The following is a 14,878-nucleotide window of genomic DNA, read 5'->3' as shown; positions in this document are numbered from 1 at the left end:
GAACGAGCGAGGGCCCGCACCCCGGAACGGGATGCGGGCCCTCGGCCGTGGAGCGTCAGGCGGGGACGATGTTCTCCGCCTGCGGGCCCTTCTGGCCCTGGGTGATGTCGAAGCTCACCTTCTGGCCCTCACGCAGCTCGCGGTAGCCCTGAGCGGCGATGTTGGAGTAGTGGGCGAAGACGTCGGCGCCGCCGCCGTCCTGCTCGATGAAGCCGAAGCCCTTTTCGGCGTTGAACCACTTCACGGTGCCTGTGGCCATGTCATTTCTCCTTTGATGAGTACAGAGCCGGAGTGTCCGGACCCATCCGGAAATGACCGGTAAAACAAAATGCGCCCGACGGTTACATACCGTTAGGCGCACACGAAGTCATGGGTACCAGAACTGCAACGTCTCTAAGACTAGCACGGCCCCGCGCGTGCTCGGCCAACATGACTCGCGAGCAAATTCTGTTGAATTTTTCACGTTTGACGATCTGTATTAGCCGGACCTTGTCAAGATCACACAGCTATCGTGGCCCGCATGTTATCGGGTCCTGAGCCGGGATTCTCGTCACTGGGGCAGCGCCTGGAGGCCGCCCGTGACCGCGCGTTCGTAGGGCGGGAGGAGGAGCAGGCCCTCTTCCGATCCGCGCTCGGCACGGACCGCTCGTTCATGGTCCTGTTCGTGCACGGCTCGGGCGGCATCGGCAAGTCGGCGCTGCTGCGCCGGTTCGCCGCCGAGGCCGCCGCGGCGGGCCGTCCGGTGGTGACGGTGGACGGGCACACCGTCGACCCGTCGCCCGGCGGCTTCGAGGCCGAGGCCGGGCAGGTGCTGACCGTGGAGCGCGGGGTGCTCCTGGTCGACACGTTCGAGCGGTGCCAGGGCCTGGAGGGCTGGCTGCGCGAGAGGTTCCTGCCGCGGGTGCCGGCGGGAGCCCTCGTCGTGGTCGCCGGGCGCAACCCGCCCGACCTCCGCTGGCAGGCCGACCCCGGCTGGGCCGAGGTGCTGCGGGTGATCCGGCTGCGCACGCTCGCGCCGCAGGAGGCGATGGCGCTGATCGACGCCCGCGGGGTGGCGGCGGACCTGCGCGAGCCCCTGCTGGCCTTCGCGGGAGGCCACCCGCTGGCGCTGTGCCTGGGCGCGGCCGTCGCCGCCAAGGACGAGCGGGCCTCGGCCCGCTGGACCCTGGACAAGGACATCCCGGAGGAGCTCGCCGAGACGCTGCTGGACCAGCTCGTCGGCGAGGTGCCCTCGGCGGCCCACCGCCATGCCCTGGAGGTGTGCGCCCACGCCCACGCCACCACCGAGGAGCTGCTGCGCGCGGTGCTGCCCGACCATCCGAAGCCGCTGTTCGACTGGCTGCGGCGGCTGCCGTTCATCGAGTCGGGCCGGCACGGCCTGTTCCCGCACGACGTGGTGCGCGACGCGCTGGAGGCGGACCTGCGCTGGCGCGACCCCGAGGGGTACGCGGACATGCACCACCGCATCCACGCCCACCTGGCCGCGCAGGTGCGGGCCGCCGCAGGGCAGGACACGCTGACGGCCATGGGCTCGCTGTTCTTCCTGCACCGCCACGACGGGGTGACCTCGAAGTTCCAGAACTGGCGGGGCGACGGCGAGGTGCACGAGGAGGCCTTCAACCCCGAGGACCGCGACGAGGTCCTGCGGATGGCCGCCGAGGCCGAGGGCGAGGCGTCGGCCTCGGACGCCGCCTACTGGATCGACCGGCAGCCGGAGGGGTTCTGGGTGCACCGGCGCACCGAGACCGGCGAGCCGGTCGCGCTCATGTCGTGGGTGCGGGTGAGCGGCCCGGCCGAGCCGGACGCCGACTGCCCGCTCATCGCGGCGGCGTGGCGGCACGTGGAGGAGACCGCGCCGCCGCGGCCCGGCGAGCACATCGCGCTGGCCCGAGCCTGGGTGCTGCCCCCCTTCCACGGCAGGTCGCCGGTCATGGACCTGGTGCAGTGGCGCGCGGTGGGCGAGTGCCTGCGCTCCGACCGGCTGGCCTGGACGTTCCTGGTCATGCGGGACCCTGACTCGTGGCGGCGCTACCTGGGCCACTACGACATGCACGACCTGGGCGCCCGCATCCCGCTGGGACGCGAGACGTTCGGCCTGTTCGCGCACGACTGGCGCACCATCACGCCGGAGGCCTGGCTGGAGCGGATGAGCACGCGCGGGCTGGGCCTGCGCAGGCCCGCGTCCCCGCAGGGCAAGGAGCTCGCGGTGCTGGCGCGTACGGACTTCGACGCGGCGGTACGCGACGCGCTGCGGAACGTGTCGCGGCCGGACGCGCTGGCGGGCAACGCGCTGGCCCGGTGCCGGCTGGTCGCCGTGCACCCCGAGCGCGACCCCGCGCGGGCCGTGCGCGACCTGCTGGAGCAGGCGGTCGAGCAGGTGCGGCAGGACCCGCGCGCGGACCGCTTCCACCGGGCGCTGGCCACCACGTACTTCGGCCGCGTCCCCACCCAGGAGGCCGCGGCCGAGAGGCTGGGGCTGCCGTTCAGTACCTACCGGCGGCATCTGGCGGCCGGGCTGGAACGGGTGGCGGAGATCCTGTGGCACCAGGAGGTGTTCGGGGCCCGGCCAGACGCCTGACCAGCGGGGCGGCGGGCCGCTCCACCCAGCGGTGCACGGCGTGGGCGGCCAGGCACATGACCGCGACCAGCGCCCCCAGCAGCACCCACCGGTCCACGACGCCGCCGGTCCGCTCGATGACGACGAAGCCGATGTGACCGTGCAGCAGGTAGAGCGGGTAGGTGAGCGCTCCCGCCGTCACCAGCCAGGGCCGGGCGAGCGGCCGCAGCGCGCGCACCGCGACCAGCGTCATGACCAGGAAGGCCGCCGCGATCACGATCGCGATCACCCACGGGTCGTACTCGGCCCCGTACCGCCGCCCGACGGCGTCGGCGTACCCGATGCCGCGGTACACCGCGTTGGCCAGGCAGAGCGGCACGAGGAGCAGCGTCTGCCAGGTGACCCCGAACCGGTACACCATGAACAGCGCCATGCCGGCGATGAAGTAGTGCGCGAACTCCGACTGCACGACCAGGTCGGCGACTCCCGGCAGCACCCCGGCCTGGACCAGGGCGGTCATGGCCAGCCACCCCCACAGCATGGCCATGACCCGGCCCCTGGTCATCCCCACCCAGGCGAACGCCAGGATGAGGAAGTAGAACCGCATCTCGGCCCAGAGCGTCCAGTAGACGACGTCCACGTTCGGCACGTCGGCCACCGACTGGAACATGGTCAGGTTGGCCAGCACCTGGACCGGCGAGACCTCGAACATGCCCTGGCCGAGCGTCACCGTCACCAGCGCGGTCACGGCCACGCCCAGCCAGTAGGCCGGGTAGAGCCGGGCCAGCCGGGAGGCGGCGAACGCGCGCGGGCTCTTGCCCCAGGCGCTCATCAGCACCACGAAGCCGCTGATGAGGAAGAACAGGTCCACGCCCAGGTAGCCGTACTGGGTCAGACCGGAGATCTCCGGATACGTGATCGTCGTCGTGCCGCCCACCGGCCCGGAGAACGTGTAGTGGAAGAGCACCACGCACAGCGCCGCCGCCAGCCGTAACCCGTCGAGTTCGTACAGCCGGTCCGCCTTGCGGTGCCGGCTCTCGTACGCCTTGTCCCGCCCCCTGTTCACCCGGCGAGCATGCGCCGGGGCATTGTTCACTCAACAGGTCGTTCTATGCTCATTAACTGCTCAATGTCCCCTTTACGCCATGGGCCTGAACTGCCCGGGGCCCGGCGGCGTACCTCTGAGCGCAGGGTGTCGCCGGAGGAGGAGGTCGGCCGAGGTGCGTCAGCGGATCGCCGGGGTGGCCGTCGCGGTGCTGGGGTTGTGGGCGACCGGCTCCCACGGGGCGCTGGAGGAGCCCGTCAGCCGGGCGGCGGCCTGCGGGGCGGAGGGGACGCCGCGGGAGCCGGCGTGCGCCGCCGCGGCGGCGGCGAGCGGCGGCGGCCTGCCGGACGCGTGGGACGACCTGCGGGTGGCGGACGTCGGCGGGCGGGATCGCGAGGTGATCCCCGACGGCAGGCTGTGCAGCGGCGGGCTCGACGCCTACCGGGGCCTGGACCTGCCGCGCGCCGACTGGCCCGCCACCACGCTCGTGCGGGGCGGCGACTTCACCTTCAGGTACCGGGGCACGATCCCGCACCGGGGCAGTTTCCACCTGTACGTGACGGCTGACGGTTACGACCCCGCCCGGCCGCTCGGCTGGGACGACCTGGAGCCGCGCCCGTTCGTGGAGGCGACCGACCCGCCGATGCGGGACGGCTCATACGTCATGGAGGGCCGCCTGCCCGCGGGCAAGACGGGGCGTCACCTGATCTACACGGTGTGGCGCAACACCGACACTCCGGACACGTACTACTCGTGCTCGGACGTGGTGTTCACGATCGCCGCGAAGCCGCCGGACGGGGCCGCCGGCCTGCCCTGGCTGGCGGGCGGCGGCCTGCTCGCGCTGGCGGGCGGGCTGGCCCTGCTTGCCCGCCGCCAGGACAGGAGACGCTAGGCCGGCCCTCCTACGCGGGGTGGGGCTGGGGGGTCGCGGTGGGGCCGCGCACGATCGGCTTGCCGTCTTCCCAGTCGACCCGGTCCAGCCAGAGCCGCCGCCCCGGCTCCACGCTGCCGATCGCGTCCGGCGGCCAGGCGTGGTAGAGCAGCCAGGTCTGCCCGCCCGGCGTGGTCACCAGGTAGCTGTGGCCGGGCCCTTCCGCCCCCTCGCCGCTGGACAGGATCGGGTTCTCGGGGGCGTCGTGGCAGGGGCCGAGCGGGGTGTCGCAGGTGGCGTACCCGACCGCGTACGCGGCGGCGTCGAAGGCGTTGGCCGAGTAGAACAGGTAGTAGCGGCCCTCGTGGCGGACGAGCTGGGGCGCCTCGACGACCTTGCCGTGCCAGGCTGCGGTGTTCGCCAGCAGCCGCACCCGCTCCCCTTCGAGGCCGAGCCCGTCGGGGGTGAGGCGCTGCCCGTACAGCCAGGTGGTCTCCCCGATCGCGTTGCCGTCGTTCTTCCAGTAGAGGTAGAGCGCACCGTCGGCGTCGCGGAACGGGCTGGCGTCGATGGAGCCGCCCTCGCCGGCCTGGCAGACGAGCGGGGTGCCGGAGTCGTCCCTGAACGGCCCCTCCGGGCGGGCGGCGGTGGCGACGCCGACGCACTGGCGGCCGGTCCCGGCGGCGCGGGCCGTGTAGTAGAGGGCGAACCGGTCGCCGGTCACCTGGATCGCCTCCGGCGCCCAGGTGTGGCCCGGCTCGGCCCACGAGCCGAGCTCGGGCAGCACGTCGCCGCGGGGCGTCCAGGTCACCAGGTCGGGCGAGGTGAGCAGAGGCACGTTCGCGCCGCCCCCGTTGGTCCCGTACGCGTACCAGGTCGCGCCCACCCGGAGGGCGCCCGGGTCGGGGAAGTTCGCGTCGTGGACCGGGTTGGTGAAGGTCATGCTCTCTCCCGTGGGGGTTGCCGTCGAACAGGCGGCCAGCAGGCACAGGAGCGCGCCCGCCAGGACGCGGGGGTTCATGCCCGGCGCCCCAGTCTGACCATTGTCCAGGAGGCCGGGGGAAGCACCGCGGTGAGCGTCCCGCCGTCGGCCTTCACGCCGTCGAGCGGCCGGGGCCGCACCTCCTCGGCCGGGCCGCCCACCCGGTGCGGGTCGTCCTCGGCGAGGGTGCACGCCTCGACGACGCGGTCCGCGTGCACGTCCCGCAGGTCGGCGGTCATCTCCAGCGGCCGGTCCGGCGACCGGTTGACGGCGAACAGCGTCACCCCGTCCTCGTCGAGCGTGGCCACCGCGGACAGCTGCGGCACCTCGCCGTGCCGCCCGGTGTCGAGCGACGGCGACACCGGCTCGACGCGCAGCACCTCGCCGCGCGCGTGCCGGGCGGTCAGCGCGAACGGGTGGAAGATGCTCTGCCGCCAGGCGGGGCCGCCGGGTTCGGTGCGGATGGGCGCGATGATGTTGGCGAGCTGCGCCTGGCAGGCGACCGCCACCCGGTCGGCGTGCCGCAGCAGCGTGATGAGGAGGTCGCCGACGACGACGGCGTCGGCGGCGGTGTAGGTGTCCTCGATGAGGCGCGGCGCCTCCTCGAACGGCTCCCGCTCGCGGCCGTGGTAGTCGGCCTGGTTCCACACGTTCCACTCGTCGAAGGACAGGTCGATCCGCTTGCGGGTGCGCTGCTTGGCGGCGACGTGGTCGGCGGTGGCGACCACCGAGGAGATGAACCGGTCCATGTCGGCCGCGCTGGCCAGGAAGCCGGGCAGGTCGCCGTCCTCCTCGTAGTACGCGTGCAGCGACAGGTAGTCGACGGCGTCGTAGGCGTGCTCCAGCACGGTCGCCTCCCAGCCGCCGAACGTCGGCATCCGGCTGTTGGAGCTGCCGCAGAGCACCAGCCGCACGTCCGGGTCGACGAGCCGCATGGCCCGCGCCGTCTCGTTGGCGAGCCGGCCGTACTCGTCGGCGGTCTTGTGGCCGACCTGCCACGGCCCGTCCATCTCGTTGCCCAGGCACCACAGCCGGATCCCGTACGGGTCGGGCCTGCCGTGCTCGGCCCGCAGGTCGGACAGGCGGGTGCCGCCGGGGTGGTTGGCGTACTCCAGCAGGTCGCACGCCTCCTGGATGCCGCGGGTGCCGAGGTTGACCGCCATCATCGGCTCCACCCCGGCGGCCCGCGTCCAGGTCATGAACTCGTCGAGGCCGAACCGGTTGGTCTCGATCTGCCGCCAGGCCAGGTCCAGCCGGGTGGGCCGGTCGGCGACCGGGCCGACGCCGTCCTCCCAGCGGTAGCCGGAGACGAAGTTGCCGCCGGGGTACCGTACGACGCTCACCCCCAGCTCGCGGGTCAGCTCCAGCACGTCGGCGCGGAAGCCGTGCTCGTCGGCGGTCGGATGGCCGGGTTCGAAGATCCCGGTGTAGACGCAGCGGCCCATGTGTTCGACGAACGAGCCGAACAGGCGCCTGCCGACCGGGGCGATGGTGAAGTCGCGGTCCAGGGTCAGCCGTGCGGTCTCCACGTAAACAGCTCCTTGTGATGCGGACGGGTCAGCCCTTGAGGCCCGACCGGGACACGCCCTCGATGACGTAGCGCTGGGCGATGACGAACAGGACGAGGACGGGGACGCTGGCGAGCACCGCGCCCGCCATGATCACCGGATAGTCGATGGTGTAGGCGCCCTGCAGGATGGACAGCCCCGGCGGCAGCGTGAACTGGTCCGGGCTGAACAGCACGTAGATGGGCCAGATGAACTCGTTCCAGTTGCTCAGGAAGGTGAGCACCGCCAGCGTGGCCAGCGCGGGCCGGGCCAGCGGCAGCACGATGCGCAGGAAGATCTGCAGGTGGTTGGCGCCCTCCAGGGTGGCGGCCTCCTCCAGCTCGGGCGGCAGCGACAGGAAGAACTGGCGCAGGAAGAACACCCCGAAGGCGCTGGCAGCGCCGGGCACGATGAGCGCCCACGGGCTGTCGAGCCAGCCGAGCTGGTCCACGACGAGGAAGTTCGGGATGAGCAGCGTGAAGCTCGGCACCAGCAGCGTGCCCACGATGATCCCGAACAGCAGGCCGCGGCCGCGGAACTCCAGCCGGGCCAGGGCGTAGGCGGCGGTGGAGGCGACCACCAGCACGAGCACGGTCTGCCCGGTGGCGGCGACCATGCTGTTGAGGAACCAGCGCAGCACCGGCGTCTCGCTGGTGCCCTCGGCGAGCGTCCGGTAGGCGCCGGTGCTCCACTCCTCGGGCACGAACGTGGGCGGGATCCGGGTCGCCTCGACGTTGGTCTTGAGCGAGGTGAGCAGCATCCACAGCAGCGGCACGATCACGATCGCGGCGAAGCCGACGAGCATGACGTACCAGGCGGACGCCTTCAGCGTCTTCATGACCTGCTCCTGAAGATCCGGAAGTTGATCACGCTGACCACGATGAGGGCGAGGGTGAGCACGTAGCTCATGGCGGCGGCGCTGCCCATCCGGTAGTCGACGAGACCCTCCTGGGCGATGTACATGATCGCGGTGCGGGTCTCGATCCCGGGCGCGCCCTGGGTGACCAGCAGCGCCTGGCCGAACATGTTGGCCGAGGCCAGGATCGTCACGGTGGTGACGAACACCGCCACCGGCCGCAGCCCTGGCAGGGTGACGTGCACGAACCGCTGCCAGGCGCCCGCCCCGTCCACGGACGCGGCGTCGTACAGCTCGCGCGGGATGTCCTGCAGCCCGGCCAGGTAGATGACGGCGTTGAAGCCGAGCGTCCACCACACCGTGATGCCGATCAGCGACACCCACGCCCACGGCAGGTCGGTCGTCCACGGGATGTCCAGGCCGAACAGGTGGTTGACGAACCCCAGGTTCGGGTCGAGCAGGATGCGCCACATGACGCCGATGACCGCGACGCCGAGCACGAACGGCAGGAAGAACACCGCGCGGAAGAACGTGCGGCCGGGGAAGCGCCGGTTCAGGATCATCGCCACCCCGAGCGGCAGCACCACCAGCGGCGGCACGCTGCCGAGGGTGAAGACGCCGGTGGCCTTCATCGAGGTCCAGAAGTTGTCGTGCACCGGCGAGTCCGGGTCGAACAACGCCGCGTAGTTGTCCAGCCCGACGAACGGCTTGCCGGGCAGCAGGTAGTCCCACTCGTGCAGGCTGATGTAGAGGCCGTACACCGCCGGCACGGCCACGAACAGGCAGAACAGCAGCAGGTACGGGCTCAGGAAGAACAGCGGCGTGAGCCGCCCGCGCCTGCGCACGGGGGGCGCCGTCATGCCTCCCCCGACCGGTGCGGGCCGCCGGATGCGTACGTCCACCACGGGATCAGCCGCCGTACTTCTTGCGGTTCTGCTCCAGGAGCTTGTCGGCCTTGGTCACGGCGTCCGACAGGGCGGCCGCCGGCTCCTTCTTGAGCAGGATCGCGCTGTTGACGGCGGTGTCGATGAGCGGGCTGACGTCGGCGACGCCCGCGACCGGCGGCGGGAAGAACAGGTGGTCGATCTGGGAGCCGATGGTCGCCTGCTCCTTCAGCGCCTGGAACTCGGCGCTCTCCCTGATCGCCTTGCGGGCGGGGACCTGGCCGCCCTTGGCCCACTCCAGGGAGTGGCGGCTGATCCAGTTGATGAACACCTTGGCCGCGGTGAGCTTGTCGTCGTCCTGGCTGCGCTGCTTGAACACCACGAACTGGTGCGAGCCCGCCCACGCCGCCGGCTGGGAGCCGATCTGCGGCAGCGGCGCGACGCCCCACTCCAGGCCCTCGACCTCGTTGAGGGTGTTGATGGTCCAGATGCCGTTCCAGTTGAAGGCGGCCTTGCCGTTCTTCAGCGCGATGACGTCGGCGTCCTGGCCCACGTTCTTCGGGCTGTAGCCCTTCTTGACCAGGTCGACGAGCCAGGTCAGGGCCTGCACGCCGGCGTCCCCGCCGAACATGGCCGTGGAGGCGTCGTCGTTGAAGAGCGTGCCGCCGTGCTGGTAGAGGAGGCTGGTGAACTGGAACGTGCCGGTGAACGGGAACGGGGTCGCCCAGTGGCCCTGCACGCCGGCCTTCTTCAGCTCCTCCAGCGCGGCCAGGTAGTCGCCGGCGGTCTGCGGCGGCTTCTCCGGGTCGAGGCCGGCCTCCCGCATGACGGTCTTGTTGTAGAACATGCCGAGCGGGTGCACGTCCAGCGGGATGGCGTACCTGCCGCCCTTGTAGGTGCCGGCCTGCCAGACCGGCGGGGAGAAGTCGGCCTCGGCGAGCTGGAGCGAGGCGGCCAGGTCGTCCAGCGGCAGCACGATCTGGCGGGCGGCGTTGGTCGCCACGCTGTCGACGTGCATGATGCCCAGGTCTGGCCCCTGTCCCGCGGTGACCGCGGCGGGCACCTTCGCGTAGTAGTCCGCCCACTGGTAGACGTTCATCGTCACCTTGATGTTGGGGTGCTCGCCGTTGAACTGGTCCACGAGCTTCTTCATGTACGGGCCGTCACCGCCGGTGAAGCCGTTCCAGAAGGACAGGGTCACGTTCGGGCCCGTGTAGGCGGTCGGGGCGGCGGAGGCGGGGCCGGATTGACGGGCCGCGGGGCCGGCGGGACCGCCGCCTCCGCCGCAGGCCGCGAGGAGCAGGGCGGTGCCGGCGCCGGCGCCGAGGCCGAGCAGGCCGCGGCGGGTGAGGGTGTGGGTAGACGTCTCGGTCATCACGATCACTTCCCCAACGGTGGTGAGATGACCGCATTTCTACATCGATGAATCCAACGTTGTAAACAGGAGGAGACTGAAGTGTTACATCGTTGGAAACCCGGCTATAGTGCCTCTGTGCAGCCACGACTGAAGGACGTCGCCGAGCTCGCCGGAGTGTCGATCAAGACGGTCTCCAACGTCGTCAACGGCTATCCGTTCGTCAAGCCGGAGACCCGGGAGCGGGTGGAGCGGGCCATCGCCGAGCTGAACTACCGGCCCAACCTGACCGCGCGCAACCTGCGGCAGGGCCGGTCGGGGGTGATCGCGCTGGCGGTGCCCGACCTGGACATCCCCTACTTCGCCGAGCTGGCCACCAACGTGATCACCGCGGCGGACCGGCACGGCTGGACCGTGCTCATCGACCAGACGCAGGGCGACCGCGCCAAGGAGCGCCTGGTCGTGTCGGGCATCCGGGCCCACCTCATCGACGGCCTGCTGTTCAGCCCGCTCGCGCTCACCGCCGCCGACCTCGCCCAGCGCGCCGACCACACGCCGATGGTGCTGCTCGGCGAGCGGATCGGCCGGCGGCGCACCGCGTACGACCATGTCTGCATCGACAACGTGGCCGCGGCGCAAGAGGCCACCTCGCACCTGACCGGGCTGGGCAGGCGCCGCATCGCGGCGATAGGCGCGCGCCAGGCCGCGTCCGGGGCGACGGCGCGGCTGCGGCTGCGCGGCTACCGGCAGGCGCTGGCCGCCGCCGGGCTCGCGGAGGACCCCGCGCTGGTCGTGCCCGTGGACGCCTTCCACCGCGCGGACGGGGCCCGGGCGATGGCCGATCTGCTGGACTCCGGGGCCGGGCCGGACGCGGTCTTCTGCTTCAACGACACGCTCGCCCTGGGCGCGCTGCGCACGCTGCTGTCGCGCGGGGTGCGGGTGCCGGACGACATCGCGCTGTTCGGCTTCGACGACATCGAGGACGGGCGGTTCTCCACCCCGTCGCTGTCGACCATCGCGCCCGACCGCGCGGGCATCGCCCAGACGGCCGTCGACCTGCTCGCCGGCCTCCTGGCGGGCCCGGCTCCCGACCGGCGTCCTCAGGAGGTGTGCGCCTCCCACACGCTGATCGCCCGGGAGAGCACCCTCGGGGTTCAGGCCCAGAGCGCGGCCGGGTCCTCCAGCACCGAGCGCACCGTGGCCAGCGCCGCTCCCAGCAGCGGCCCCCGCCTCCCCAGCTCCGACACGGTCAGCGCCTCCGGGTCCCACTCCCGTACGGTCACCCGCGCGGCCAGCTCCCGCCGTATCGGCGGCACCAGCCACTCCCCCAGCTCCGCATAGGCCCCGCCGAGCACCACGGCGGCCGGGTCGAGCAGATTCACCGCCCCGGCCAGCGCCGTCCCCAGCGCCCTCCCAGCCTCCTCCAGCGCCGCCACCACCCGCGCGTCCCCCTCCCGCGCCCGCGCCGCCAGCAACCCGATCCCATCGGGACCGGGCATCCGTCCACCCCATCCGCCAGACCGCTCTTGGATCCCCGCCCCAGGCGCATCGGGATCCACCAGGAGGCCGGCCACAGGTATTCCGGGATCAGAGGAAGCCGCCGGAAGCCCCGCCTCGTGCGCACCGGGAACCGTCGCACGGCCCTCTGTCGAGACGCCCTTGGGTCCGTACGGAAGAGCCGCCGGGAGCCCTGCCCCCAAGCCTCTGGAACCCGAGGAAGGAGCCGCCTCGTGCCCAGCCTGACCGGCAGCCGCTCCGTAAGGCAGAGCCGCCTGCCGCCCGGGGGCGCCTGAATCGTAGAGAGGATCCGCCGGAGTGCCCCCGCTCCCGGAAGACGTCGCCGGAGGGTTCCCGGAACCGGAAGGAGCCGCTTGCTGCCTCGCCGGCGCGGCACCCAGGTCAGGTGAAAGGGCCGTCATCCGAGGTTCTACCCCAGGGGTGGTGGGGGCGGAGGGGGAAGGGAGGCCGGCGGTGCGGAGGACGGCGGCTTTGGCGGCGTACTGCTCCAGGCAGCCGCGGGCGCCGCAGGAGCAGGGCGGGCCGTCGGGGTGGACCGGCATGTGGCCCAGTTCGCCGGCAAGGCCGCGTGCGCCGGTGAAGAGGCGGCCGCCCACCACCAGGGCGGCGCCGATGCCGCTCTCCGCCGAGACGTGGATGAAGTCGGACGCCACCGGGTGCGCCCAGAGCTCGGCGAGCGCCCCCAGGTTGGCCTCGTTCTCGACCCGCGGCGGCAGCGCGCCCGGCCACAGGTCCGCCACGGGCACGTCGTGCCAGCCCAGGTTGGGGGCGCTCCCGACGGTGCCGGAGGCGTCGGCGACCAGGCCGGGCACGGCCATCACCGCCGCCACCGGCCGCAACCCCAGCCCGGCAGCGTCTGCCGTCGCGTCGTCGGCGAGCGCGGACAGCCGGGCGAGCACCTCGGCGGGCGGCAGAGCGGCGTTCGGGCTGTCCACCACCGTCCAGGCGCGTACCTGGCCGCGCAGGTCGGTCACGCACACGCCCAGGTGCTCGACGCCGACCTCCAGCCCGAGCCCGGCTGGACCCCGGTCGCTGACCATGAGCGCGCTGCCCGGCCGCCCGACCCGCCCGTTGGCGGCCGGTCCCAGCTCGGTCAGCAGCCCGGCGGCGAGCAGCTCGTCGACCAGGCTCGACACGGCCGCCCTGGTCAGCCCGGTGTGCCCGGCGACGGCCGCCCTGGACACCGGGCCGCGTTCGGCGACAGTGCCCATGACCAGGGCCAGGTTGTGCTGCCGCATGCTCCGCTGCGACGCGGGCCGCGTCCCGCCTCTCACCCCGGACCTCCCCCGAACAACGCCCTCACCTGACCGACCACCCCCAACGGCGCAAACCGTACCGAAGCGCCAACCAAACAGCCGGGCCCGCCCACCAAAAACCCAGACCAACGCTCACCCGCGCGTCACCCTCGATCACACAGACCCAAGAACCGGGCCGGGGAGCGTACTCGGTGCGGGCGGAAAACCGGAGTGGGGAGCGCCCGACCCGCCCCACACAGCCCGCGCCAAAGACCAAGACCGGCGGGCATCCCCAGCACTGCCCCCGTCGCACTGACCGAAGGACCAGAGCAGGGAACGTACGCGGCCCGGACCAGGGAGCGTACGCGCCGTGGCCGGGGACAGCCTGCGAGGGCTCCCGGCGTGGTCAGCAGGTCTCCGCGCCGGTACAGGAGGGAAGACGGACCAGGAAGGGTACGAGGGGCGGGGGTGGAGGGTTGGGCGGGCAGGGGGGCCGGTGGCGTGGGGCTGAGGGAAGGGGTGCATGACGGTTCTCTCGGATCAGAGCCGGTGGGACGTATGGCGGTTCTCGCGGATCGGAGCCGGTGGGGGCGCATGGCGGTTCTTCCGACATCAGAGCCGGGTGAAGAGCTGGCCGGCGCGGGGCAGGGTGCCGGCGATTCGTTCCACCGCCGCGACGTCCCTGGGCACCGGCTCCAGGAGCTCGCCGCGGGCCGTGCCCCAGCGGCGGGCGACCGCGTCCGGGGCCTCGCCCGTGAGGAGGGCCGCGGCCTGGGCGGCGGCGCCGAGGGCGACGAGCTCGGCCGCGGCCGGCACCAGCACCGGCCGCCCGGACAGGCGCAGGATCGTCTGCCGCCAGGCGGCGCCCCTGGCGCCGCCGCCGATGAGCAGCAGCGGCGTGGCCGGGTCGGGCCGCTCGCCGCCGGCGCGCAGCACGTCGTCGAGCGCCGCCAGCAGGGCCGCGGCGGCGCCGTCGTAGGCGGCCTGCAGCACCTGCCCGGCGGTGGTGTCGTGACGCAGCCCGTACACGAGCCCGGCGGCGTGCGGCAGGTTGGGGGTCCGCTCGCCGTCGAGGAACGGCAGCACGACGGCGTCGCCGCCCGGCTCGACCGCCTCCCGGTCCCGGCCGAGCAGGGCGGCGATCTTGTCGATGGCCTGGGTGCAGTTGAGCGTGCAGGCCAGCGGCAGCCAGTTGTCCAGCGCGTCGGCGAACCCGGCGACGATGCCGGTCGGGTCCTCGGGGTGCTGCCGGGTGACGGCGTAGACGGTGCCGGAGGTGCCGAGGCTGAGCACGGGGGTGCCGGGTTCGAGGCCGAGGCCGAGCGCGGCGGCCATGTTGTCGCCGGTGCCCGAGGCGACGAGGGTGCCCTCGGGCAGCGGCCCGCCCGCCCGTACGGTGCCCGCCCGTCCCGAGACGACCCTGGGCAGCAGCGCGGGGTCGAGCCCGATGTCGCGCAGCAGGTCCGTGTCGTACCCCTGGGGTGTCCACCAGCCGGTGCCGGAGGCGTCGCCGCGGTCGGTGACGCCCTCGCCGGTCAGGCGCTCGGTGAGGTAGTCGTGCGGCAGCCGGACGGCCGCGGCCCGCGCGGCGTGGTGCGGCTCGTTCTCGCGCAGCCACAGCCACTTGGAGATGGTGAACGCCGCCGTCGGCACGCTGCCGGTGCGCCGGGCGAGCGTCTCGGGGCCGTACTTGTCGGCCAGCGCGGCCGCCTGCCCGGCGGAGCGGACGTCGTTCCAGAGCAGGGCGGGCCGGACGGGCGCGCCGGACTCGTCGAGGGTGACCAGGCCGTGCTGCTGGCCGCCGACGGAGACCGCGCCGGCCCGGCCGGCCCAGCCGGTCTGCTCGACGGCCGCGCACAGCGCCCGCCACCACTGCTCCGGGTCGCTCTCGCGGCCCGCGCCCGAGGTCACGCTGTGCGGGGCGCGGCCCTCTCCCACGATCGCGCCGGTGTCCACGTCCACGGCGACGGCCTTCGCCGACTGGGTGGAGCTGTCGATGCCGATGACGACGCGCTGTGCCGACATGGTG

11 protein-coding genes and 1 pseudogene are annotated in these 14,878 nt (G+C 72.8%); 3 read left to right on the top strand and 9 right to left on the bottom strand.

The window, feature by feature from the left end:
- Window positions 1-55: 55 nt before the first annotated feature.
- Entirely contained in the window at window positions 56-259 is a 204-nt protein-coding gene (locus KME79_RS29840; RefSeq protein WP_148031343.1) for a cold-shock protein, read from the bottom strand.
- A gap of 261 nt (window positions 260-520) precedes the next feature.
- On the opposite strand from KME79_RS29840, the gene KME79_RS29835 reads away from it, so the two are divergent.
- The gene (locus KME79_RS29835) at window positions 521-2,578 is read left to right on the top strand and encodes an ATP-binding protein (protein ID WP_219547760.1); all 2,058 of its coding nucleotides are present in this window, start codon (window positions 521-523) and stop codon (window positions 2,576-2,578) included.
- Here the strand turns inward: KME79_RS29835 and KME79_RS29830 are convergent.
- Window positions 2,484-3,623, bottom strand: a complete 1,140-nt coding sequence (locus tag KME79_RS29830) for an acyltransferase family protein (RefSeq protein ID WP_219547758.1) — start codon at window positions 3,621-3,623, stop codon at window positions 2,484-2,486. The two genes, KME79_RS29835 and KME79_RS29830, sit on opposite strands and share 95 nt — an antisense overlap.
- A 154-nt stretch (window positions 3,624-3,777) precedes the next feature.
- On the opposite strand from KME79_RS29830, the gene KME79_RS29825 reads away from it, so the two are divergent.
- The gene (locus KME79_RS29825) at window positions 3,778-4,494 is read left to right on the top strand and encodes a lytic polysaccharide monooxygenase auxiliary activity family 9 protein (protein ID WP_308249099.1); all 717 of its coding nucleotides are present in this window, start codon (window positions 3,778-3,780) and stop codon (window positions 4,492-4,494) included.
- A 10-nt stretch (window positions 4,495-4,504) separates the two neighbouring features.
- Here KME79_RS29825 and KME79_RS29820 read toward each other — a convergent pair whose 3' ends face one another.
- From KME79_RS29820 to KME79_RS29800, 5 genes are read right to left on the bottom strand one after another with little or no spacing between them, the layout of a single operon-like run.
- Window positions 4,505-5,494, bottom strand: coding sequence for a glycoside hydrolase family 43 protein (locus KME79_RS29820; protein WP_219547755.1), 990 nt, complete (start codon window positions 5,492-5,494; stop codon window positions 4,505-4,507).
- Window positions 5,491-6,984, bottom strand: a complete 1,494-nt coding sequence (gene arfA, locus KME79_RS29815; protein ID WP_148031339.1) for an arabinosylfuranosidase ArfA — start codon at window positions 6,982-6,984, stop codon at window positions 5,491-5,493. Before arfA ends, KME79_RS29820 begins: the two co-directional genes overlap by 4 nt.
- Window positions 6,985-7,012: 28 nt before the next feature.
- A complete protein-coding gene (locus KME79_RS29810) occupies window positions 7,013-7,840 on the bottom strand; it encodes a carbohydrate ABC transporter permease (protein ID WP_219547753.1) in 828 nt (275 codons plus the stop codon).
- Window positions 7,837-8,718, bottom strand: coding sequence for a carbohydrate ABC transporter permease (locus tag KME79_RS29805; protein ID WP_219547751.1), 882 nt, complete (start codon window positions 8,716-8,718; stop codon window positions 7,837-7,839). Before KME79_RS29805 ends, KME79_RS29810 begins: the two co-directional genes overlap by 4 nt.
- Window positions 8,719-8,767: 49 nt before the next feature.
- Window positions 8,768-10,117, bottom strand: coding sequence for an ABC transporter substrate-binding protein (locus KME79_RS29800; protein WP_219547749.1), 1,350 nt, complete (start codon window positions 10,115-10,117; stop codon window positions 8,768-8,770).
- Between the two features lie 81 nt (window positions 10,118-10,198).
- Between KME79_RS29800 and KME79_RS29795 the strand changes: the two are divergent.
- Window positions 10,199-11,230: pseudogene (locus tag KME79_RS29795) on the top strand (LacI family DNA-binding transcriptional regulator); the annotation flags it as partial.
- A 20-nt stretch (window positions 11,231-11,250) separates the two neighbouring features.
- On the opposite strand, the gene KME79_RS29790 reads toward KME79_RS29795, so the two are convergent.
- Complete coding sequence (locus KME79_RS29790) at window positions 11,251-12,888, bottom strand: ROK family protein (protein WP_219547747.1); 1,638 nt, start codon at window positions 12,886-12,888, stop codon at window positions 11,251-11,253.
- Between the two features lie 573 nt (window positions 12,889-13,461).
- Window positions 13,462-14,874, bottom strand: coding sequence for a xylulokinase (gene xylB / locus KME79_RS29785; protein WP_219547746.1), 1,413 nt, complete (start codon window positions 14,872-14,874; stop codon window positions 13,462-13,464).
- Window positions 14,875-14,878 lie beyond the last annotated feature (4 nt).

Origin of the sequence: Nonomuraea harbinensis (assembly GCF_019396385.1) — a bacterium.
GTDB lineage: Bacteria > Actinomycetota > Actinomycetes > Streptosporangiales > Streptosporangiaceae > Nonomuraea > Nonomuraea ferruginea.
This window is presented reverse-complemented; position numbering and strand designations above follow the sequence as displayed.